We start from the raw sequence: 22,026 nt of genomic DNA, 5'->3' as shown, positions 1-22,026 counted from the left end.
CGCACAGATCACAGAACAATTCGCCACGCTCCGGCGAACGAAATGGAGCCTCCGAGTTGGCTGCTAAGCCAACAACATGAGATGTCCCGGGGCGGTGATCCCTGGTGTTAGTGGAATGGTTGCTCTTCGGCGTGAGCATGTTGCTGATTCTCGGTAACGGCTTCTTCGTCGCGGTGGAATTCTCGCTGATTTCGCTGGATGTGCCAACGGTCCAACGCATGGTCGACGACGGCGACAAGGGTGCCGAACCGGTGCTGAAGGCCTTGAAATCGCTGTCCACTCAACTGTCATCGTGCCAGTTAGGCATTACCTTGACCGCGCTGCTCACGGGCTTCTTTTTGGAACCCTCACTGGGCGTCCTCTTCACGGTCCCGCTTGAAGCCATCTTCGGAGATAATGCCGCCCTAACGTACTCGGTTTCGTTGACTCTGGCCATGATTATCGGCACGGGCCTATCGATGCTCATCGGTGAGCTGGTGCCAAAGAACCTGTCATTAGCTACAGCCATGCCAGTAGCCCGCGTGCTGGCCCGACCACAGCTGATCTTCACTGCGATTTTCCGGCCGATCATCGCGGGATTAAATAACTTCTCCAACTGGATCCTGGGCCTGTTTGGGATGGCCGCGCAAGAGGAGCTGTCCGGTGCGCGCACCCCAGAGGAGCTTTCGTCGTTGGTTCGTCGCTCCGCCGAGATGGGCACCCTGGACGTCAAAACCGCCGCATTCGTTGATCGAACACTAAAATTTAGTGAACGCACCGCAGCCGACGTGATGACGCCACGCATGGATATGGCAACGGTCGAAGCCAACCAAAGCCTTGATGAAGTTCTAGCCGTGGCACGCTCCACCGGCTACTCTCGCTTCCCAGTCACCGAAGGCCACGCCGATGAAATCCGCGGCGTGCTCCACATTAAGAAAGCGATCGCCGTCCCAAGGTCCAGGCGCGCCCACCTGTCAGCCGCCACGATTACCAGCGACATTACCCGAGTACCCGAGGCCGTGAATCTGGATACGCTCATCACCGATCTCCGCGAAGCCCCGTTTCAGATGGCCGTCGTCGTCGATGAATACGGTGGTACCGCCGGTGTGGTGACGCTGGAAGATCTTGTCGAAGAGATTGTTGGCGAAGTTGCCGACGAACACGATCGTCTTAGCCCCGGTGTTTTGCAAAGTGCCGACGGCGGCTGGTTCTTCCCAGCCCGGCTTCGCCCCGATGAGGTCATGACCTATATCCCCGGACTGATCATCGAAGAAGACGAAGCGTATGAAACGGTCGGCGGGTTTATCATGGCCGAGCTTGGGCGAGTCGCAGATGTCGGCGATACCGTCGATTTGGATAACGGGTCGCTGGAAGTTCGGCGGATCGATGGACACCGCATTGAACGTGTGAAATACATGCCAGAAGACTTCGACCTTGACCAAGCGGTTCGTTTACCGAAGGAGGATGCATGAGCGAGCATATCCCCGGCCTGTTGTGGCTGATCGTTCTGCTGGCTGGTAATGCCTTCTTCGTCGCCGGTGAGTTTGCAGTCATGGGCGCACGACGGGCTCAGATCGAACCTCGAGTCGAAGACGGCTCCAAACTTGCCAAATATGCGCTGTTTGCGATGGAACACGTGACCGATATTCTGGCCATCTGTCAGCTCGGGATTACCGTATGTTCGCTGTTGATCCTGAATGTGGCTGAACCTGCGATCGCCTATATTTTTGCCGTCCCACTGCAAGCGCTCGGGGTCGACCCCGGATTTGCTGGCACCATAGCCTTCATTTTGGCGCTGTTCATCGTGACGTTCTTGCACGTTACCTTCGGTGAGATGGTCCCAAAGAATGCCGCGGTCAGTATCGCCGATCGCGCGGTGTTGATCTTGGCGCCTCCGCTGGTATTTCTAGATAAAGTTTTCAAGCCGGTTATTCGTATCCTGAACTGGTCGGCAAATATCATCCTGCACCTGTTCAAGGTCGAACCAAAACAAGAGGTAACCTCGACCTATACCCTCGAAGAGGTGCAGTCGATCGTGGCTGAATCGCAACGCACCGGTCTCGTCGATGACCAAACCGGGCTGTTATCCGGCGCGTTGAGTTTCTCGGATGTTCCAGCCCAAGACGTGATGGTCCCGATCGATCAGATCATTTCGATCGACTCGACCGCCACCCCAGAAGACTTCGATCAGGCCGTCCGAAAAACCGGGTTGTCTCGACTCGTTGTCGAAGATGCCTCCGACAACACGGTTATCGGATACCTGCACATCAAGGACTTGATGTCGATCCCAGATGAGCGGTATACGGCACCGATCCCGGTTAATCGTGTGCGCTCGATGGTCAACATCACCGTAGAGAAGCACATCGACGACGCTCTGACGGTCATGCAGCGCATTGGAGTCCACATGGCGCGGGTGCAAGACGCCGAAGGCACCACGGTCGGCGTGCTGTTCTTGGAAGACGTCATCGAAGTCTTGGTCGGCGAGATTCGCGACATTACCCAGTCGCAGCGGGTGACGATCCGACAACAGATGGGCAGGGCCGGGGGAGAGCCCAGTCTCTAGGCGGCGGGTCTCACCAAGTAATTGCTAATGCGAATGACTTGCATTAGTGTCTGTTGGTGGACGTCGGAAACTCGGCGTTGCCTCGTCCCATATTTCGTGAAGGATCTTTGATGCACCAGCCCCGTAAGCGCACGCTGACGGTTGTCGCAACACTTGCCATGTTCGGGTTGCCGCTATCGGCTTGCACCTCGGATATCGGCGAGGACGGGGCCGCGGCCGACGCTACCGCCACAATCGTTGCGACCACCACCCAGGTCGGATCGATCGCCAACCAAATCACCGAATGCGCTGGCGGTCACACAGAGATCTTAATGAGCGCCGCAGATGACCCGCATCAGTTTGAAGCCTCCAGCGCTCAGATGGCCGACATGATCGCAGCCGATCTGGTGGTCACTAACGGTTTGGGTCTGGAAGCCTCAATGCAGCGCTCTATCGAAAATGCCGTCACCGACGGAGCCGAAGTATTTGAACTGGCCCCGCAACTGGAACCTCTACCCCTAGAAGATGAGGGCCACGACCATGCAGCAGCGGCTCACGGCGAAGACGAGCACCACCACGGCGCGCACGATCCACATATCTGGATGGATGTTTCTCGGATGGCCGATGGCGCAGAGCTGATCGGTGAGAAGATCACGACGATGACAGGCGATGAAAACTACACCTCGTGCGGGGCGGACGTCGCCGAAGAGCTGCGCAATGTCGACGCACAAATCCAAGAGATACTAGCATCGGTGGAATCCGCACGCCTGGTGACCGACCACGCGGCCTACGGATATTTTGCCGACCGCTACCGTCTGCAGATTGAAGGTGTGGTTATTCCTGGTGGCTCCACCGACGGCGAGCCGTCATCGCAGGAACTCACCCAGCTCACCGAGTTACTCAAGCAGCAAGCTGCCGATGTGCTGGTGACATCGAAGGCCAACAATAACCGCATGATTCAGGCACTATCGGAAGAAGCCGATGGCACCATCCCGGTTGTGGAACTCTATGAATCGGCCGTCGGCGAGTCCGGCTCCGAAGCCGAAACCTATCAGCAAGCGATGCTGTATAACGCCGAAGCTCTCGCCGAAGCTCTGAACTAACAATGCTGACATATAGAAAGGATCCCAAGTAGTGGAGCTACTGAACTGGATGGTTGAACCATTCCAGGCTGGATTTCAGATTCGAGCCCTGCTCGGGGGACTTTTGGCCGCTCTGATGTCCAGTTTTGTCGGTGTCTGGTTAGTGCTGCGCGGGATGAGCTTTTTCGGTGATGCCTTCGTCCACGGTGTCGTCCCCGGGATCGCCGCCGCTGTGCTCTTTGGGTTCTCACCCTATCTGGGGGCCGCCTTAGCCGCCCTGGTCATGGTGAGCTTGATGGAGCTGGTCTACCGCACAACCAGTCTGAAAGAAGACACCGCGATCGGCTTGTTGTTTGTCGGCATGATGGCGCTGGGCGTCGTGCTGATCTCGCGCGCCGATAGCTTCCAGGGCTCGTTGACCGCTATTTTATTTGGTGACGCGTTGGGCGTCAGCTGGACTGACATCCAGATGCAGCTGCTGTTCGTGATTGGCGTGGGGGCGCTGTCGTTGTTGTTATACCGGCCGTTGATGGTGCTGTCGTTTTCTCCGGATAAGGCCGAAGCACTGGGAATGCGCCCACAGCTGACGCACTGGTTGTTGCTGATGATGATCGCTGCGGCAGTGATTGGATCCTTCCAAGCCGTTGGGACCTTATTGGTCCTCGGGCTGCTAATCGGTCCGGCGGCAACAGCCGCCCTGGTGACCCGTACGGTGCCCAGAATGATCTTGGCATCGCTTATCATCGGAGTGGTGTCTGTTACTGTTGGATTGATGTTCAGTTACCATCTGGGAACTGCCGCGGGCGCCTCCATGGCCCTGGTCGCGATCGTGGGATTCTTCGTGGTGCTGCTGATCAGAGAAGTTAGTGGTGCGATTCACCGTCGTCGCCGTGGTGCGACCCCAGCCATTCAAGGAGCCTCATGACTCTCGTAGAAGCCGACGACATCGTCTTGTATCGTGGCTCCCATCGAGCCGTTTCGGCATCGAGTTTCACCATTCCGCAAGGCAAAATTACCGCCGTGATCGGTCCCAATGGTTCGGGGAAAACTACCTTGCTACAGGCCATCGCCGGCATCCTGTCGCCCAGCGCCGGCGAAATTCGCGTCATGGGCAAACCGGTCAAAGAGGTCAAACAAGACATCTCGTTTGTCATGCAATCTGTGGTGTTTCCCACCGGCACCCCCATTACCGTCAAAGACGTGGTCTCCATGGGACGCTACGCGCAGCGCGGCTGGTTTGGGATGTTCCGCTCCCAAGACCGGTCGGCCATCAACTATGCGATGAACGTGATGAATATTGGCGATCTGAAAAACCGGCATCTCGAAGAACTGTCCGGCGGCCAGCGCCAACGTGTCTATGTAGCTCAAGGCATCGCCCAGGGGCACGAGATCCTGGTGCTTGATGAACCAATGACCGGGCTGGATCTGACGTCGATGCGCATCATCGACGACGTTATTCACGCCGAAGTTGAAGAACACGGCCACTCGGTCATTTTGACCACCCACGATCTCGATGAAGCCGCTGCAGCCGATCACGTGATCCTCATGGATGGCCAAGTGATCGCCACCGGGTCACCGGCAGAGGTCCTGACGCGTGACAACCTTGAGCGAGCCTACGGCCTGGGCAGCTTACATGAACCGGCCGAGGTCAATGGCACCACCGTGGTAGAGCTCCCTGAGTGCACAGCCGAGGGCGATGCACTTGAGGCCGAAGAACATACCTACGGACGCCGCACGAGCTAACTCTAACGCGCCCGTTACGAGGCGTTTTTGGCACACTGCGGGCACAGCCCGTAAATTTCCAGTGTGTGATTGATATCGGTGTAGCCGAAATCCTCGCCCACATGATCGGCCCACTGTTCGATCTTTGGGGCCTCAATTTCTTCGGTCGCCCGACAGCTGCGACACACTAAATGATGGTGATGACCAGTGGAGGCACATTTGCGAAACAAGGTTTGACCATCGTCCAAGGCAAGAATATCGACGACGCCGTCTTCAACCTGGGACTGCAGGACCCGGTACACGGTGGCCAGCGAAACCGTTCGACCCGAGTCGGCTACTGACTGGTGGACCTGTTGGGCCGATAAAAAGTCAGGGCTCTGGTCTAGAATCTCATCGATCGCCCGCTTCTGCCAGGTGTTGCGGGTGCGGGGCCGAGGCGATGAAGCTGACGACATGCTGATGGGTTCCCCTTCTCGCGTGATGAACTCGGGCTACAGTGTAGCAAGGAAGCCTGAGTTGCCGCAGAGTTCGTTTTTTTACTGCGCTGACCGTGCAATTGAGCATTTGCCGGGCTATTGTGGAGGATGTGAAAATCCCGCAACGCTCTGGCACACCACGTGTCATATCAACCTATGCAACGTTTCGTGCCGACTGTGTTGGAGGCACTCAGTAATGAATCACCCTGTACTGGTCAGTGTCGATGTGCTGGCCGCCTGGATGGGCCTGGACCGTACCGACTACAGCCTGCCTGATGAACATACCGTTCAGGTTCGCACCAGAATGTTGGCAGATCAACTGCCCACCCAGCCCGAAGGTTTTGTTGCCCCCACGCCGGTGCCCGAACCCGGCAGACTCGTCATCTGGGATGTCAGATGGTCGGCAACCGATCCGACACAAAATCACGAATCCTACCGCCAGGGCCACCTGCCCGGTGCGGTCTATGTTTCCATGACGAGCCATCTGGCGGGCCACGGCGCCCCAACTGTCGGGAGACACCCCCTACCGGATCCGGCCAAATTTACTGATGCCGTGCGCATGCTCGGACTCAATGACGACGACACCGTCGTGGTCTACGACGCGGGGGCCTCCTCGGCCGCGGCTCGCGCGTGGTGGCTGCTGCGCTACGCGGGCAAACACGAAGTTTATGTCCTGGACGGCGGCTTAGAAGCCTGGCGCGACGCCGACCTGCCCTTACACGCCGGTGAAGTCCTGCCACGCATCGGTTCGGCCTACCTTTCATGGGGCAAAATGCCGGTGGTGGATACCGAAGACATCCCGGCATTTGTCCAGAACGACGGGATCCTGCTCGATGCCCGAGCCGTGGAACGCTACACGGGCGAACGCGAACCCATAGACCCGGTGGCCGGACATATTCCCTCGGCGTTATCGGCGCCCGGAGCGGACCTGACCGATGCCTCGGGCAAGTTTTATCCGGCAGACCAGTTGCGCGAGTACTTTGCTCGCCACGGGGTGCAGCCGAGCTCGGCGGTCACCGCCTACTGTGGCTCCGGGGTCACCGCATCCAAAACCGTGCTAGGACTAGCACTGGCAGGTTTTGATGGGGCGTTGTATCCCGGATCATGGTCGGCGTGGTCATCGTCACGCGATCATCCGGTGGCTACCGGCCAAGCCCCCGGGCAGATGCCTGCAGACCTCTAGGCGCTTCACCCCTGAGTTTTCGGTCGCCGAGTTATTAGACTGAGGACGCAACCTACAGTCTATTTCGTTCTCAGGAGAGTTTATGGCGACGATTTTTACGAAGATTATCGACGGCGAACTGCCCGGTCGTTTCATTTGGCAAGACGATCAGTGCGTGGCGTTTTTGGATATTAACCCGCTGTCCTATGGTCACACCTTGGTCGTTCCACGCGAAGAGGTCGACATGTGGACGGAGATCGACGAAGACCTCAACGCCCACCTCTATACCGTGGCCTCGCGTATTGGGGCAGCCCAGGTCTCCGGCCTAGGTGCGGCCCGTGCCGGAATGATGATTGCCGGCTATGAGGTCCCGCATGTGCACCTGCATGTGTTCCCAACCGAGTCCTTGGCTGATTTCGATTTGCGCCGGATCATGCGCGACCCAGACCAGAACAAAATGGATCAGGCCGCAACCCAATTGCGTGCCGCACTGCGGGACGCCGGGCACGGCGACTTCGTTCCTGCAGACTAACGCAGTTGCACCGCGGCAGCTTTCATGGCTTGGCGTAGGCGTTTTGCACTCACACTGGTCGCGGTACCCAGCTCTTGGGCAAACAGTGACACCCGGAATTCCTGAAGCAACCAAAAGATCTCCTGGATTGCTGCCGGTGTGGGTACACCAGCGGGGGCCTGAGCTTTCAGGTCCCCGTAGGCGTGTTCTAACTCGTGCACCACCTGCATGTTTAACCCGTCGCGTTGCAGGGCGCCACCGGCGTCGAGTTTTTCCATCCGCAGCTGCATGGCCTGAAGATAGCGTGGCAGGTGGCGCAGCTGTGCCCACCCTGTGGCGGACACAAAATTCGGTCCGATCAACTGGTCGTGTTGGGCACGCAGATCAGCAGCCGCTGCGGCCAGCGCGAGGGAACGAATCTTCCGAATACGCCGATCAACGTCCCGGGACAGGTTCAGGATGTCTGCAACCACCTTGGTGACCTTGAAGGTGGTGTCAATCAATTCTTCGTGCACCCGTTGTTTAAGTACCTGGTAGGCAGACTCGGTCATCGGGAGCTCCTCAGGAAGCAGCGCGTCAATCGCGGTGCGTGTGCAGTCCGTGACCAGTGCGGCACTGTCGGGATAGGGCGAATGGGCAAAGGCCAGTTTCTCTGTCGCCGACAGGTGATCCAGGATATAGCGCTGCGGGTTCGGCAGTTCGGCCTGCAGCAGTGCAATGACCCCGCCGCGGTGCACGGCTTGCTGTTCCCCCTCGGTGCGCAGTATGACCAGAGCCGCCGAGGGCGACTTGTGCTCCTCAGCCTGTAAGGCCGGATAGCCGGTGACCTGCTGGTGCGCCGTCCCGGTCCATATTGAGGTCTGCACCGTGGCTGGAAGGTCCCCGAAATTCCATGAGGTCAGCCCGGTTTTGGGCTCCAGTGTTGGCCCCGGTCGTGGTATGGGCGCATCCTGACGTTTTGGGTCTCGAATGGATTTGGGTTGCGGCCGCCCGGGCCCGCGACCACGTTTGGTGGCTTTCGGTAGGTGTACCCCCTGTTCTTTGGCCGCCTCGGTGAGTGACGCCGCCAGTGCCGTCTGGTTCTGACCGGCGAGGTCCCGTTGCAGTGCCAGCAAGTCATCTGAGGTGCCCACCACAGCGCCGCGCTCGTCGACCACCTGATAATTGAACCGCAGGTGAGGTGGCAGTTTGTCCGGTGCCCACTCATTGCGATCAACCGGTTGATGTTTGGTCTGTCGCAGGAAAGTTGCCAATACAGTGTAAAAGTCATCGGTGGCTGGATCTGCGTGCGCCGCGAGATACTCTGCTGCCGCCTGGGCGGTATCCGGCGCGGGCACCAGGTGCTTGCGAATCGGTTTGGGTAGGCCACGGATCAGCGCGGTGATCAGCTCGGTGCGTAGTCCGGGGATGAGCCAGTCAAAGCGCTGCTGATCCATAGAGTGCAACAGCGCCAGAGGGATAGTCACGGTCACCCCGTCGGTCTGGGGTCCTGGCGGTTGACCGGTCCCGGAGGCATCCGCGCCCAGCGCGATCACCGGTTTGAACTCATAGTGCAGTGGTAATTCGACGTCCCCGGTGGGGGTCGGGTGGAGAAACACGTCGGGGAACTGGTCGACGTCGAGATCCTCGGTATCCGCTGCTAACAGTTTGGCTGGATCAAAGTCTAAGAGTTCGGCATCTTCATGGCGTTGTTTACGCCACCATGCATCGAAGTGCCGTTGTGACACCGCGTGTTCTGGAATTCGGGCGTCATAGAATTCAAAGAGTGCATCTTCGGAGACCAACAGATCCCGACGGCGCAGTCGGGTTTCGAGTTCTTCAACTTCGGCCAACCGTTCCAGGTTGCGTTTGAAGAAGTGATGTCGAGTGTTCCAGTCGCCTTCAATCAGTGCATGACGGATAAACAGCTCTCGGGCTGCCGCACGGTGGACGTTGTAGTAGCGTACGGGTCTCTCGGCTACGATCGTGACTCCGTACACGGTGATGCGTTGCCGGGCCATCGCGGTGCCATTGCGACGTGACCAGTAGGGATCCGAGGTGTTAATCTTGGCGATCGATCCGGCGGCTTCTTCAATCCATTCAGGCTCAACGGCGGCTACCTGGCGGGCCCACAGCCGGGAGGTCTCGACAAGTTCAGCGGCCATCACGAAATCATGACGCTTTTTGAATAACCCGGATCCCGGGAAGATCGCGAACCGCGAACCACGAGCGCCTTGATAGTGTTTGCGTCGCTCATCCCAGGAGCCAATGTGGGACAACAGCCCGGTCAATAATGCTTTGTGGACGCCGTCGTGGTGGGCCACGGCATCAATGCTTCGGGAACCGGTCGTGATGCCAACTTCTCGAGCGATCTGGCGCAGTTGGCGCACCAGGTCCTGCCATTCGCGCACTCGCAGGTAGTTGATGAACTCCCTACGACACAGCTTGCGGAACTGGTTACCTGATAGTTCGCGTTGTTGCTCGTGGAGATAATTCCATAGATTCAACAAGGCAGCAAAATCCGATGTGTCATCGGTGAAGCGCTTGTGGAGTTCATCGGCCGCCGCTCGGTGTTCTTCGGGGCGTTCGCGGGGGTCCTGGATGGTCAATCCGGCGGCTAATATGAGTACTTCCGGGACGACGTCGTACTGTTCCGAGGCCAGGATCATGCGGCCAAGCCGTGGTGCGACCGGCAGCCGGGCCAGACGCCGACCCAGGGGAGTGATGGTACCGGCCTTGAACGTGCGGGTCACCCGCCGCCCGCCGCGGCCGCGCACTGTGACCGGGTTACCCGTATTCAGCGCGCCGAGTTCGGTCAGCAGGGTCACACCGTCGGTGATTTGTTTATGTTCGGGAGCCTGCAGGAACGGGAAATCTTCGAGTTCATCGGCGGTGGCGATGATATTGATCGAGGCCATATGCAAGATGACCGACGCCAGTGAGGTGCGCAAGATTTCCGGGTCGGTAAACTCGGGCCGTGCCTCGAAATCCTCTTCGGAATACAGCCGAATGGCAATGCCCGGACTCGTCCGGCCGGCACGCCCGGAGCGCTGCTGTGCGGAAGCCTGTGAAATCCGTTCGATGGGCAAGCGCTGGACCTTGGTGCGCTGCGAATACCGAGAAATGCGAGCCGTCCCGGTATCAATAACATATTTGATCCCGGGGACGGTCAGCGAGGTCTCGGCCACGTTGGTCGCCAGCACGATGCGGCGGTGCTTACCGGGCCGGAAGACCCGCTGTTGGTCCTGCAACGACAGTCGGCCAAATAACGGCAGGATCTCGGCGTTGGCGAGTCGCGGGTTCCGAGCGACCCGAGGGGCCAGGATTTCGGCGGCGTCGCGGATTTCCCGCTCGCCGGGGAAGAAGACCAGGATGTCGCCGGGTTCTTCGCGACTGAGTTCATCCACGGCGTCGGCGATCGCATCCAGGGGATCGCGGGCGTCGTCGAGATCATCGGCGTCATCGTCAGGATCATCGGGGAGGGCCTGTTCCGTCAGGGGTCGATAGCGGATTTCTACCGGGTAGGTTCGACCCGACACTTCGACAATGGGCGCGGGCTTACCAGTGGCATCTGCAAAGTGTTCTGCAAAGGATTCAGGGTCGATCGTGGCCGAGGTGATAATGACTTTCAGGTCATCGCGTTTGGCTAGCAGTCGCTTGAGGTAACCCAACAGAAAGTCGATATTGAGGCTGCGTTCATGGGCCTCGTCAATAATGATGACCGAGTACTTCGACAGGGTCGGGTCATGTTGAATTTCGGCCAGCAAAATGCCATCGGTCATGACCTTCAACCGGGTGTCTTCTGACACCTCTGAGGTGAAGCGCACCTGATAGCCAACGGTCGAGCCGATCTTCTGGCCAAGTTCGTCTGCCACCCGTTCGGCAACCGAGCGAGCCGCGATACGGCGAGGCTGGGTATGGCCGATCATCCCGTGGTCGGCCAAGCCCATGGCCAAACACATTTTCGGCAACTGGGTGGTCTTACCGGAACCGGTCTCACCGGCGACAATGACCACCTGGTGGTCGGCCAGCTGCGCCATGATCTGTTCACGGTGCTGAGAAACCGGCAGCTCTTCGGGGAACGTGATGGCAGACAACTGACGCGCTGAAGTATTGGACATGATGCTAAAGGATTCTACGGTAGTCCGCCCCGTGGCGCGCAGCAGGGACGCGCAGGGCCAAAAGCCCGTGCCCTCGGGTGGTGAGCACCAACCGAGGGCACGGAAGCTTATTAGCGCGGGGTATTGATCGTGATGAGCTGTTTATTGACGAACTCATCCATGCCCAGGGGGCCCAGTTCGCGGCCAAACCCGGAGCGTTTCACTCCACCGAACGGCAGATCCTCGCCACCGACGTTGAAGGCGTTGATGTGCACCATGCCGACTTCTAGTCGGTCTGCCACGGCTTGTGCTCGGGCTTCATCCGTGGAGAACACGGCGCCACCCAGGCCGTAGGACGACGAGTTGGCTAATTCGATTGCCTCGTCTTCGGTGTTGACCCGATAAATCATCACGACCGGTCCGAACAGCTCTTCGGAGTATGCTCTGGCAGTTTCGGGCACGTCGGTCAACACCGTGGGCGCGACATAGTAGCCGGGCAGGTCAGGGCGTTGACCACCAACATGCACGGTCGCCCCGGCGCGGCGGGCATCCTCGATTTGTTGCATCAGGCCCACGGCAGCGGCCTCGGAAGATAGCGGAGCGTATTCACCGCGATTGGCCTCGGCCGGGTTACCTGGAGTGAGTTCGGCCGCCAATGTGGTCAGTTCTGCCACGAATTCGTCATAAATGTCGTCCATGACGATAATGCGCTTATTCGAGGTACAGGTCTGCCCGCTGTTACTCAGCCGGGAGAACAACGCCCGACGAGCAGAAGTCGAAACGTCGGCCGAGTCTAAGACAATGTAGGGGTCCGAACCACCGAGTTCCAGCACGGCCTTTTTCAAGTGCCGACCAGCTTGTTCTGCAACAGCCGACCCGGCACGCTCGGAACCGGTCAGCGATACACCCTGGATCCGAGGATCTGCGATGATGGTTGAAATTTGGTCATGCGTGGCAAAAACATTGATGTAGGCACCCTCAAGGACACCTGCTTCGTGCATCAGTTCCTGAATCTTCAACGCGGCACCCGCACAGATTTCAGCGTGCTTGAGGATCACGGTATTGCCCAACATTAGATTCGGTGCAGCAAACCGAATGACCTGATAGTAAGGGAAGTTCCACGGCATAATTCCCAGGATTGTACCGATCGGACGACGACGCAGGATTGCGGTCTGGCCGTCAATGTTTTTGAGCTCCTGGTCGGCGGCAAGCCGTTCGCCTTCGGTCGCGTAATACCGAATAATGCGCGCACAATACTTGACTTCACCGATGGCTTCGCGAGTGTTCTTGCCCATCTCGAGGGTGGCTTGAGCCGCGAGTTCTTCGGCGCGCTCCTCGAAGAGGTCAGCCAGTTTGAGCAGAATCTGTCCGCGCTGTGCCATGGGCATGTCCGACCACGTGCGGTACGCATTGGCAGCTGTGGTTAACGCTTGTTGGATGTCGTCGTCGGAGGCGTAGGGAAATTCTTGTACCAGTTCGCCGGTGGCTGGGTTTTGTGTTCGATACGTTGTGGTCATGAGTATTCCTTCTTAGTGCAGCACAGTAAGGTCGATCACTAATCTAAACGAGCCGATCGAAGAACTCACGACCATGACGCAGGCAGGCGGCAGTTTTATAGGCCCGGTGGAATATAGTGGTCTAGTCCATCTTGGCGGAGTCGATGTTTGAGGTCTTCGACTAATTGCGTGTAGTTATCCATGATGCGTGCCCGGTCTTGTAACTCGGAGGCGAGATCCATCGACGTCGCGCGGCGTAGTTCTTTACGCGTCATCGTCAAAGCAGTGGGCCGACCACCCGGGGTGTACACCATGGATGCCAATGCTTCGATGGCCCGTTCCCGGTTCTTCATCGTGGTGCCTTCCATCTCCCAACGAAATAATGTTCGCTCGGAGATGCCGATTTTTTGGGCCAAGTCGGTACGTGGAAGGTGTGCAGCTTCGCGCCGACGCATAATATCCAATCCGGCCGAAAGTTCGTCGTTGGGGTTGAGCTGTTCCTGCCCTTCCCGAGGGTGGATTTTCCTACGCATGTCTGTGCCGTCCAAAAAGTCTGCCTTCTGCATCGGTTGATTTTTCAAGTATGCAGCAACCGTTTATCATGTCACAATATCTCATCCGCCCCAAACCCGCATGTCAGGTACAAAATCAACGGTTCACCGATGTTCTGTTGATCGCCCGGCGTCGTGGGGCGTGTCGTGCAGTTCAAGGGAAGAAGTGACAGGTCAACGTCGGGTAAGCGGAGTCACCCTGCCTGGTTGAAACGACGGTGCAACCGGTTGCAATTGCCCTTTCGGGGTATCTGGCGGCAAGTGTCGTTGAAGACGAGCTTTGCAGAACACAAAACCCCACAGGACATCGAAGGTACCTGTGAGGTTTGTGCCCCCGATAGGAATCGAACCTACGGCCTTCTGCTCCGGAGGCAGACGCTCTATCCACTGAGCTACGGAGGCGGGTATCCATAACGATACTGGAAAGTTCCGGTGGACCTTGAATACCCTACCGCAAAAATCACGCGCAACGAAATACTTGGTCCCACAGGATCCGGTAGCGCATGTAACTTTGCCTTAAAGGTGCCGACCTAGGCGACGAAAGCTAAACTTGGACACGTGAATCCTGAAAATCTCTCTGCTGCTCTTGCCCACATTGTGCGTTCTGCCGTCGATGCCGGGGATATTAACCTCCCTGCCGAGGCGGTTCCAGAAGCCCCGCGAGTCGAACGCCCAAAGTCGCGCGACCACGGTGACTGGGCCACCAATATCGCCATGCAGCTGGGTAAACGCGCCGGCATGAACCCCCGCCAGTTTGCAGAAATTGTTGCGCCGAAGATTCAAGAGCTGGATGGCGTGGCGTCGGTTGAGATTGCCGGCCCAGGATTTATTAACATCACGCTGGATGCCGCTGCCGCCGGTGAATTGGCACGCACGATCGTGGAAGCCGGCGAAGCCTACGGTCGCAACGACCAGGCCGTCGGGGACGTGGTGAACCTGGAATTTGTTTCCGCCAACCCCACCGGCCCACTGCACATCGGACACACTCGTTGGGCCGCACTGGGAGATGCGATCAGTCGTCTGCTGCGTGCTTCAGGCGCATCGGTGACCAATGAGTACTACATCAACGACTACGGTGCGCAGCTGGAAACATTTGCGGCCTCTGTCTGGGCGCGCATGCACGGCCAAGATGTGCCCGAAGGTGGCTACCCCGGCCAGTACGTCCACGAAATCGCCGACGCGATCCTGGCTGAAGATCCCACCATCAAGGACAAAACTTACGACGAAGCCCTGCCCCAGCTGCGCACGCGCGCCTACCAAATTCAGCTCGAGGACATTCGGGCCACGCTCGATGAATTCGAGGTCCATTTTGATGTTTGGTTCTCGGAATCCAAATTGCACGAAGACGGCGCAGTGGAACAAGCCCTTGAACGGCTCAAAGCCCAGGGGCACACGTATGAACAAGACGGTGCTTTCTGGTTGCGCACCACTGACTTTGGCGACGATAAAGATCGGGTGTTAATCAAAGCCGACGGCAAACCCACCTATTTCGCCGGTGATGCCGCATACTATTTATCGAAAAAAGATCGCGGTTTCGAACAAAAAATTTATTTGCTGGGTGCCGACCACCACGGCTACGTCAACCGGCTGCGTGCGCTGGCCGCATGTGCTGGCGACGACATGGATGACAACATTGAAGTACTCATCGGTCAGCTCATCTCGGTTAATGGTGCACGCCTGTCCAAGCGTGCCGGCAACATCATCGAATTGCGTGATCTCATCGACTGGTTAGGTGTCGATGCACTGCGCTACTCGCTGGCCCGCTACCCGAACGATTCCCCCATGGAAATCGATCCGGACCTGCTGCGCTCTCAGACCAATGACAACCCGGTGTTCTACGTGCAATACGCACATGCCCGGTCACGGTCAGCGGCGCGGACCGCCGACGCTCAAGGTATCGTGCGCGAGGTGGAAAAATTCGACGCCGCGAGCCTGAATCATCCTGCCGAAGAAGAACTGTTGTCCAAATTGGCACAGTTCCCCTCGGTCGTTGGGGCAGCAGCAAAAGGTCGGGCACCCCACCGCGTGGCTCGTCATCTGGAATCCATCGCGGCGGCCTACCACCAGTGGTATGGCGCGTGTCGGATTGTGCCCGCTCCTGCGCAGGACGGCACCAAACCCGCACCAGAAACTGTCAACTATTCCCGTCGCTGGCTCAACGATGCCACCACCCAGGTGCTGGCCAATGGGCTCGGTCTGCTGGGTGTTTCAGCACCGGAGAAAATGTAATGCGCTCACCGCTTGCCCCAGCCTGGTTGACCCTTCCTGAGGATACTGCCGCCCTCGACGAGCAGATCTTCTCCTCCGGTGTCGCCCGTGTAGCTGGCGAAGTCTCGATCCAGGGCATCGGCGTCACCGAACTCGTCGAAGAATACGGCAGCCCATTATGGGTCATCGATGAAAACGATTTTCGTGATCGGGCACGCGCCTACGTGGAGGCTTTTCAGGCAGCCTTCGAGTCGTTATGCGGCGGCGTCGATGTGTTTTACGCATCCAAAGCGTTACTGACCGTCCAAATCGCCAAATGGGTCAAAGAAGAAGGCCTGCATATCGACACGGCTTCCGGTGGCGAAATGGCCATCGCGCTGCGTGCCGGCACCGATCCGGCGCACATCGGGCTGCACGGCAATAATAAATCCGACGACGAGCTGCGCACCGCCATTGAACAGCAGATCGGTCGCATCGTGGTGGATTCCCTGGCCGAGTTGCACCGCGTGGAAGCCATGGCAGGCCACTTGAATAAGCGCGCCAATGTGATGCTGCGTTTGACCCCCGGGGTTGATGCCTCAACCCACGAACACATCGCCACAGCCCACGAGGATCAGAAATTCGGCCTGACGATGACGCCGGCTCCCGGTGCCGACACGTCAGTTGCCTACCAGGCCGTGCACTTTGCAGCCGACGCCGAGCACATTAATCTGGTGGGATTGCACTCACATATCGGTAGTCAGATCTTTGACTCGACCGGTTTTGAAACTACCGCGACGCGCATGCTGGAATTCATCGCCGTGCTGGCAGCAGAAGATATTCACATCGCCGAACTCGATATTGGCGGAGGATACGGCATCGCCTACACCGAGGCTGACACCCCGGTCGCACCCGCCGTCATTGCCCAGAATCTGGCCGCACACATGGCCGAAGAAGTTGACCGGTTGGGCATTGACTGGCCCCGAATCTCCATTGAACCCGGGCGGTCGATTGCAGGGCCGGCCGGGTTGACGATCTATACCGTGGGAACCACCAAAACCGTGTGGGTTGAACACGCTGGTCAGCACTATTCGCGGCGCTATGTGGCCGTGGATGGCGGAATGTCGGATAATCCTCGCCCGGTGCTCTACGACGCCGATTACACCGCGGTGTTGGCCAACCGGGTCTCGGAATCAGGACCAGTGTTCTCGCGTGTGGTCGGCAAGCACTGCGAATCTGGCGACATTGTGGTCAATGCGGTCTATCTGCCTGAAGATACCGATCACGGCGACCTGCTCGTCGTCCCCGCGACTGGTGCGTATGGACATGTGATGAGCTCGAATTACAACATGCTGCTGCGCCCTGCGATCGTGGCCATCAAAGACGGTCAGGCTCGCACGATTATCCGGCGCGAAACCTATGATGATCTTTTTGCACGTGAGGTCGATTTGTAAGCCGTCGGATCCGACTGGACTACAATGACGACACGGTGCCCTAGCCACATTCAACGTTTACTCGGAGGACCATGACCACTGCATCTGATACCCCAACCCTAAACATCGCACTGTTGGGTGGTGGAACCGTCGGATCACAGGTTGCTCGTATTCTCACCGAGGATGCTGAAGCCCTCACCGGGCGCATCGGCGCCACACTGCAGCTCACCAAGATTCTTGTCCGGAATCCCCAGGCCACTCGCGACTACCAGCTGCCCGCTGAGTACTACTCCGATCAGGTTGACGAGGTGCTCGACGGTGCAGATATCGTTATTGAACTGATGGGCGGGATTGAACCAGCCCGCGAGCTCATCCTGAAGGCCATTGCCCAGGGTTCCAACGTCGTCACTGGCAATAAGGCACTGCTGGCAACCCACGGCAATGAACTGTTTGAGGCTGCCGCTCAAGCCGGGGTGCAGTTATCATTTGAGGCCGCCGTTGCCGGGGCGATTCCGATTCTGCGACCGTTACGCGACTCGCTGTCGGGCGACCGGGTCACCCGCATTATGGGAATTGTCAATGGCACGACGAATTACATCCTGGACCAGATGGATACCACGGGTGCCTCCTTCAATGACGCCTTGGCTGAAGCTCAGCGTCTAGGGTATGCCGAGGCCGACCCGACCGCGGATGTTGGGGGAGAGGACGCCGCCGCCAAGGCCGCGATCCTGGCGCACCTGGCCTTCCACGCACCGTTTACCCTGGATCAGGTGTACACCGAGGGCATCACCGAGATTACGGATCTGGACCACAAGGTGGCCGCAGATGCCGGCTACATCATCAAACTGCTGGCCATTGCCGAACAGCTTGATGACCCCACCGGTGTGGTCTTGCGCGTCCACCCGACCCTGCTGCCCCGCGAACACCCGCTGGCCTCGGTGCGCGGTGCATATAATGCCGTATTTGTTGAAGCCGAAAACGCTGGCGAATTGATGTTCTATGGTCCCGGAGCTGGTGGGGCACCGACTGCTTCGGCCGTTATGGGGGATGTCATGTCGATCGCCAAGCGTAAATTGCGCGGTGGTCCCGGACGGACTCACACGGCCCGTCGCGAACTGGATGCTCTGCAAATTGGCGAGACGACGACCCGGTACATGATGGTCGTCCGCGCCGCCGACGCTCCGGGTGTCCTGGCCAAAGTTGCCGGGACGTTCGCCGAACACAACGTGTCGATCAAATCCATGAACCAGACCCCGGATGCGGACTCGTCGGAAGACCACAAGACCGCACTGTTGTCATTCGTCACCCACCGTGCGAAAGAATCTCAGCTGGCCAAGACGCTAGAGGCCACCAAATCTCTGGACGTCGTTGACGACGTGCTGTCCGTCATGCGGGTTGAAGGTAAATAGTCGTGGCATCACCGGCCACCACACCACCAGCCAACCGGGTCCCCGTTGGCATCGTTGCCAACATCAAGGTTCCGGCGACGTCGGCGAATCTGGGACCCGGCTTCGACAGCGCCGGGATCGCCGTCGGACTCTATGATGAACTGCAGATCCGGACCACCGAAACGGGTTTCAGTGCGACTATCGACGGCGAGGGGCAGAACTACCTGCCCACCGATGCGCGCCATCTGATCATTACCCAGATTCGGCTGCGGCTAGACCACCTGGGGTGGCACCTGCCCGGACTCGAGTTGCATGCGATCAACCGGATTCCTCACTCGCGTGGTCTCGGTTCGTCTGCCGCCGCACATATCGCCGCAGCGTTAGCGGTTAAAGCTTTATTGCCCCAAGACTGTGAGATTGCCAACGATGACCTGTTGCAGTGGGCTTCGGAAGCTGAAGGCCACCCGGATAATGTGGCGCCTGCGGTCTTTGGGGGACTGACGTTTTCGTGGAATGAGCCCGATGACCACGGCAACCGGTATCGCAGTTTACAGTTGCTACCGCACCCCGAGGTGACCCCCGTGGTGGCGATCCCGTCCAAACCGCTGTCCACGGCTGCCGCACGAACGCTCTTGCCGACCAGCGTGCCGCACGGTGAAGCCGTGGCCAACGCTTCGCGCGCGGCGTTATTGGCACCGGCCATGACAACCAACCCCGAACTGCTACTGCCCGCTACCGAAGACTGGTTGCACCAAAAATACCGGCAACCGTCGATGCCGGAAACCCTGGCCCACATCGTCTCAATGCGGGAAGACGGCCATGCCGCCGTCGTGTCGGGAGCCGGGCCAACCCTGTGCGTTTTCGCCAAGAATCGCGCAGAAGCCGACGTCGTTGCAGACAAACTGACACAGCGTGCAGCGAAATCTGAGCAACACTGGGATGTCCGGATTCTGCCTGTGGCCACTCAAGGTGCTACCATGGAAGTATTCCGGCCCTAACGAGAACTATTTACGGTTTGGATCCTTTCTAAATCGATCGTCATCGGCCTGGTCTTTACCGCAATTCTGCGGAGAGTTTTTGATAGCCCATCATCCTAGATGTCAGGTTATCCAACACGATAGACACCTTCGTTGACACTGCTGTGCAACATGAGGTGCTCGCTATATTGCAATCACTCCAAGACAATGTGACGTAACCCCAGTCGCGTCAGCTTTGTTATCAAACCTGCGGGTATCTTAAGCCCGTCCGACGAGGGGGAAGGAACCTTCGTGACTGAACAAGACACAATGCAGGCCCCAACCGAAAATGGGACTGCTGGCCTGGGTAGCCTGAAACTCACCCAACTGCGAGATTTAGCATCGCAACTCGGCATCACTGGCACCTCCCGCATGCGCAAAGCGCAGCTGGTCGACGTCATTACCGATCATCAGCGCGGTGGGACGACCACCGAACGTGCGACGGCAGATGAAGCCAAGCCCGCCGACGACAAACCCCAACAGCGTCGCTCCAACCAGCGCACCAAGAAAACCACGCCGAAACAGGACGACGCCCAAGGCGCTAAAGACGCTTCCGAGCAGGCCCCTGACAAGACCGAGTCCGGCGCCAAGACTGACTCCAGCAAGAACCACTCGGCTCAAGAACAAACCGACACCACCCAAGGTACTGCTGCAGAAGAGTCAACCAAACAGCGCGACCAGCAGTCTTCTCGTGGCCGCCGTGGCGGTCGCGGACAGCAGTCTGCCCGCGAAGACAAAGGCGCTCGTGCAGATTCTGCTGACAAAGCCGACGACGCCGCGCAGCAAGACGGCGAGAAATCCGAAGACCAAGAGTCCACCAGTCGCGGCCGCGGACAACGTACTCGCAACCAGCAGCGTCGCGATCAGGACCGTCAGCGTCGCGAAACCCGCGAAGACCAGGACGCGTCCGACGACCAAGACTCCGATGAGTCCGGTGACGACAAGCAAGACGGTTCACGCCGTCGTCGTGACGACGATCAACGCAATCAGCGCCGTCAACGCCAACGCGATCGTAGCCGGTCACGCGATCGCCACCGCGACCAGGATCAGGACCAAGACGCCGACGACGATCAGCACCAAGAAGTGTCGGAAGACGATACGCTCATTCCGATCTCGGGCATTCTCGATGTGTTAGATAACTACGCGTTCGTCCGGACCTCCGGATACCTGCCCGGTCCCAATGACGTGTATGTTTCGATGGCCATGGTCAAACGCTACGGCCTGCGTAAAGGTGACGCAGTGCGCGGCCAGGTTCGCGCGCCGGGTGCAGACGACGATGATGGCAACCAGCAAGGCGGACGCGGCGGACGTGGCGGCCGTGGCGGACGCAACCGTCGTGGCGGCAGCGGTGGCTCCGGCGGCAACCGTCAGAAATTCAATGCGCTCGTCAAACTCGACTGGGTCAACGGTCAAGAAGCCGTGGAGAACCCCAAGCGTGTTGAATTCAACAAACTCACCCCGCTGTACCCGCAGGAGCGTCTGCGCCTGGAAAACAATCCAAAAGACATGGGCCCACGCCTCGTGGACCTGGTCGCACCGATTGGTAAGGGCCAGCGCGGTCTGATCGTTTCACCACCAAAAGCCGGTAAAACGATGATGCTGCAGTCGATCGCCAATGCGATCACCACCAATAACCCCGAGGTCAAACTCATGATGGTGCTGGTGGATGAACGGCCAGAAGAAGTGACTGACATGCAGCGTTCGGTACGCGGTGAAGTCATTGCTTCGACCTTCGACCGGCCAGCAGAAGACCACACCACGGTTGCCGAACTGTCGATTGAACGCGCCAAGCGCATGGTCGAACTGGGCCACGACGTCGTCGTCCTGCTGGACTCGATGACGCGCCTGGGTCGTGCCTATAACTTGGCGACTCCGGCCTCAGGACGCATCCTGTCCGGTGGTGTCGATTCGGCAGCACTGTACCCACCTAAGAAATTCTTCGGTGCGGCACGCAACATCGAAGGTGGCGGTTCGCTAACCATCCTGGCGACCGCACTGGTCGAGACCGGGTCCCGCATGGACGAAGTGATCTTCGAAGAGTTCAAGGGCACCGGCAATATGGAACTGCGTCTGTCCCGCGAACTGTCCGAACGTCGGATTTTCCCAGCCATCGACATCAATGCTTCGGGTACCCGTCGCGAAGAGAACCTGCTGACCAAGGAAGAGATCGGTATCATGTGGCGTCTGCGCCGCGTGCTGTCCGGGCTGGAAACCCAGCAGGCTCTAGAACTGCTGACTTCCAAGCTCAAAGAAACCGAAACCAACGCGGAATTTCTGATGCTGGTCTCCAAGACCACCCTTCGAGGTCAATCAGAGTCTTAGCTTTCTGACAAAGAACCATCGCGCAATCTGACGGTTGCGCGATGGTTTTTTTGATTTCTTCCTAAGACTCCTACGACTAA

The 22,026-nt window shown here is 58.5% G+C and carries 16 protein-coding genes and 1 tRNA gene; 12 read left to right on the top strand and 5 right to left on the bottom strand.

Features of this window, described 5'->3' with window-relative positions:
• Positions 1-110: 110 nt before the first annotated feature.
• From FB556_RS11415 to FB556_RS11395, 5 genes are all read left to right on the top strand, one after another.
• Positions 111-1,451, top strand: coding sequence for a hemolysin family protein (locus tag FB556_RS11415; protein WP_141867841.1), 1,341 nt, complete (start codon positions 111-113; stop codon positions 1,449-1,451).
• Entirely contained in the window at positions 1,448-2,542 is a 1,095-nt protein-coding gene (locus FB556_RS11410; protein ID WP_141867840.1) for a hemolysin family protein, read from the top strand. The genes FB556_RS11415 and FB556_RS11410 overlap by 4 nt, the downstream gene beginning before the upstream one ends.
• A gap of 110 nt (positions 2,543-2,652) precedes the next feature.
• Positions 2,653-3,624 (top strand): metal ABC transporter substrate-binding protein, encoded by a 972-nt coding sequence (locus tag FB556_RS11405; RefSeq protein WP_246057440.1) that lies wholly within the window; start codon positions 2,653-2,655, stop codon positions 3,622-3,624.
• Positions 3,625-3,655: 31 nt separating this feature from the next.
• Positions 3,656-4,528 carry a metal ABC transporter permease gene (locus tag FB556_RS11400; RefSeq protein ID WP_246057438.1) on the top strand — a complete coding sequence of 291 codons (873 nt, stop codon included), beginning with the start codon at positions 3,656-3,658 and terminating at the stop codon, positions 4,526-4,528.
• Positions 4,525-5,346 carry a metal ABC transporter ATP-binding protein gene (locus tag FB556_RS11395; RefSeq protein ID WP_141867838.1) on the top strand — a complete coding sequence of 274 codons (822 nt, stop codon included), beginning with the start codon at positions 4,525-4,527 and terminating at the stop codon, positions 5,344-5,346. The genes FB556_RS11400 and FB556_RS11395 overlap by 4 nt, the downstream gene beginning before the upstream one ends.
• Before the next feature lie 14 nt (positions 5,347-5,360).
• Here FB556_RS11395 and FB556_RS11390 read toward each other — a convergent pair whose 3' ends face one another.
• The gene (locus FB556_RS11390) at positions 5,361-5,780 is read right to left on the bottom strand and encodes a Fur family transcriptional regulator (RefSeq protein ID WP_141867836.1); all 420 of its coding nucleotides are present in this window, start codon (positions 5,778-5,780) and stop codon (positions 5,361-5,363) included.
• 217 nt (positions 5,781-5,997) lie between these two features.
• Between FB556_RS11390 and FB556_RS11385 the strand changes: the two genes are divergently transcribed.
• Both FB556_RS11385 and FB556_RS11380 read left to right on the top strand, forming a co-directional pair.
• Positions 5,998-6,984 (top strand): sulfurtransferase, encoded by a 987-nt coding sequence (locus tag FB556_RS11385; protein WP_141867834.1) that lies wholly within the window; start codon positions 5,998-6,000, stop codon positions 6,982-6,984.
• Positions 6,985-7,066: 82 nt separating this feature from the next.
• On the top strand, positions 7,067-7,495 hold the full coding sequence (locus FB556_RS11380; protein WP_141867832.1) for an HIT family protein: 429 nt from the start codon (positions 7,067-7,069) through the stop codon (positions 7,493-7,495).
• On the opposite strand, the gene hrpA is transcribed toward FB556_RS11380, so the two are convergent.
• From hrpA to FB556_RS11360, 4 genes are all read right to left on the bottom strand, one after another.
• On the bottom strand, positions 7,492-11,574 hold the full coding sequence (hrpA, locus tag FB556_RS11375; RefSeq protein WP_141867830.1) for an ATP-dependent RNA helicase HrpA: 4,083 nt from the start codon (positions 11,572-11,574) through the stop codon (positions 7,492-7,494). The two genes, FB556_RS11380 and hrpA, sit on opposite strands and share 4 nt — an antisense overlap.
• Positions 11,575-11,684: 110 nt before the next feature.
• A complete protein-coding gene (locus FB556_RS11370) occupies positions 11,685-13,070 on the bottom strand; it encodes an NAD-dependent succinate-semialdehyde dehydrogenase (RefSeq protein ID WP_141867828.1) in 1,386 nt (461 codons plus the stop codon).
• Positions 13,071-13,165: 95 nt separating this feature from the next.
• A complete protein-coding gene (locus FB556_RS11365; protein ID WP_141867826.1) occupies positions 13,166-13,615 on the bottom strand; it encodes a helix-turn-helix domain-containing protein in 450 nt (149 codons plus the stop codon).
• Between the two features lie 314 nt (positions 13,616-13,929).
• A tRNA-Arg gene (locus FB556_RS11360) sits at positions 13,930-14,002 on the bottom strand.
• A 156-nt stretch (positions 14,003-14,158) separates the two neighbouring features.
• Here FB556_RS11360 and argS point away from each other — a divergent pair.
• The 5 genes from argS (at position 14,159) to rho (ending at position 21,946) form a co-directional block, all read left to right on the top strand.
• The gene (gene argS / locus FB556_RS11355) at positions 14,159-15,829 is read left to right on the top strand and encodes an arginine--tRNA ligase (protein WP_141867824.1); all 1,671 of its coding nucleotides are present in this window, start codon (positions 14,159-14,161) and stop codon (positions 15,827-15,829) included.
• Positions 15,829-17,241 (top strand): diaminopimelate decarboxylase, encoded by a 1,413-nt coding sequence (gene lysA, locus FB556_RS11350; RefSeq protein ID WP_141867822.1) that lies wholly within the window; start codon positions 15,829-15,831, stop codon positions 17,239-17,241. The genes argS and lysA overlap by 1 nt, the downstream gene beginning before the upstream one ends.
• 71 nt (positions 17,242-17,312) lie before the next feature.
• On the top strand, positions 17,313-18,629 hold the full coding sequence (locus FB556_RS11345) for a homoserine dehydrogenase (protein ID WP_141867820.1): 1,317 nt from the start codon (positions 17,313-17,315) through the stop codon (positions 18,627-18,629).
• 2 nt (positions 18,630-18,631) lie between these two features.
• Positions 18,632-19,606, top strand: a complete 975-nt coding sequence (gene thrB / locus FB556_RS11340; RefSeq protein WP_246057437.1) for a homoserine kinase — start codon at positions 18,632-18,634, stop codon at positions 19,604-19,606.
• A gap of 288 nt (positions 19,607-19,894) precedes the next feature.
• The gene (gene rho / locus FB556_RS11335) at positions 19,895-21,946 is read left to right on the top strand and encodes a transcription termination factor Rho (protein WP_141868357.1); all 2,052 of its coding nucleotides are present in this window, start codon (positions 19,895-19,897) and stop codon (positions 21,944-21,946) included.
• The last annotated feature ends 80 nt before the right edge of the window (positions 21,947-22,026 follow it).

Source organism: Enteractinococcus coprophilus, assembly GCF_006716305.1.
Taxonomy (GTDB): domain Bacteria; phylum Actinomycetota; class Actinomycetes; order Actinomycetales; family Micrococcaceae; genus Yaniella; species Yaniella coprophila.
Note: the sequence above shows the minus strand (reverse complement) of the source record. Positions and strands in the feature narration are given on the sequence as shown.

What these genes read in the sequence shown, in the direction of transcription:
- FB556_RS11385 (WP_141867834.1), top strand. Translation starts at nt 5,998, where the DNA reads ATGAATCACCCTGTACTGGTCAGTGTCGATGTGCTGGCCGCCTGGATG.
- FB556_RS11380 (WP_141867832.1), top strand. Translation starts at nt 7,067, where the DNA reads ATGGCGACGATTTTTACGAAGATTATCGACGGCGAACTGCCCGGTCGT.
- FB556_RS11390 (WP_141867836.1), bottom strand. Translation starts at nt 5,780, where the DNA reads ATGTCGTCAGCTTCATCGCCTCGGCCCCGCACCCGCAACACCTGGCAG.
- FB556_RS11345 (WP_141867820.1), top strand. Translation starts at nt 17,313, where the DNA reads ATGACCACTGCATCTGATACCCCAACCCTAAACATCGCACTGTTGGGT.
- FB556_RS11365 (WP_141867826.1), bottom strand. Translation starts at nt 13,615, where the DNA reads ATGCAGAAGGCAGACTTTTTGGACGGCACAGACATGCGTAGGAAAATC.
- FB556_RS11370 (WP_141867828.1), bottom strand. Translation starts at nt 13,070, where the DNA reads ATGACCACAACGTATCGAACACAAAACCCAGCCACCGGCGAACTGGTA.
- FB556_RS11405 (WP_246057440.1), top strand. Translation starts at nt 2,653, where the DNA reads ATGCACCAGCCCCGTAAGCGCACGCTGACGGTTGTCGCAACACTTGCC.
- hrpA (WP_141867830.1), bottom strand. Translation starts at nt 11,574, where the DNA reads ATGTCCAATACTTCAGCGCGTCAGTTGTCTGCCATCACGTTCCCCGAA.
- FB556_RS11395 (WP_141867838.1), top strand. Translation starts at nt 4,525, where the DNA reads ATGACTCTCGTAGAAGCCGACGACATCGTCTTGTATCGTGGCTCCCAT.
- lysA (WP_141867822.1), top strand. Translation starts at nt 15,829, where the DNA reads ATGCGCTCACCGCTTGCCCCAGCCTGGTTGACCCTTCCTGAGGATACT.
- rho (WP_141868357.1), top strand. Translation starts at nt 19,895, where the DNA reads ATGCAGGCCCCAACCGAAAATGGGACTGCTGGCCTGGGTAGCCTGAAA.
- FB556_RS11410 (WP_141867840.1), top strand. Translation starts at nt 1,448, where the DNA reads ATGAGCGAGCATATCCCCGGCCTGTTGTGGCTGATCGTTCTGCTGGCT.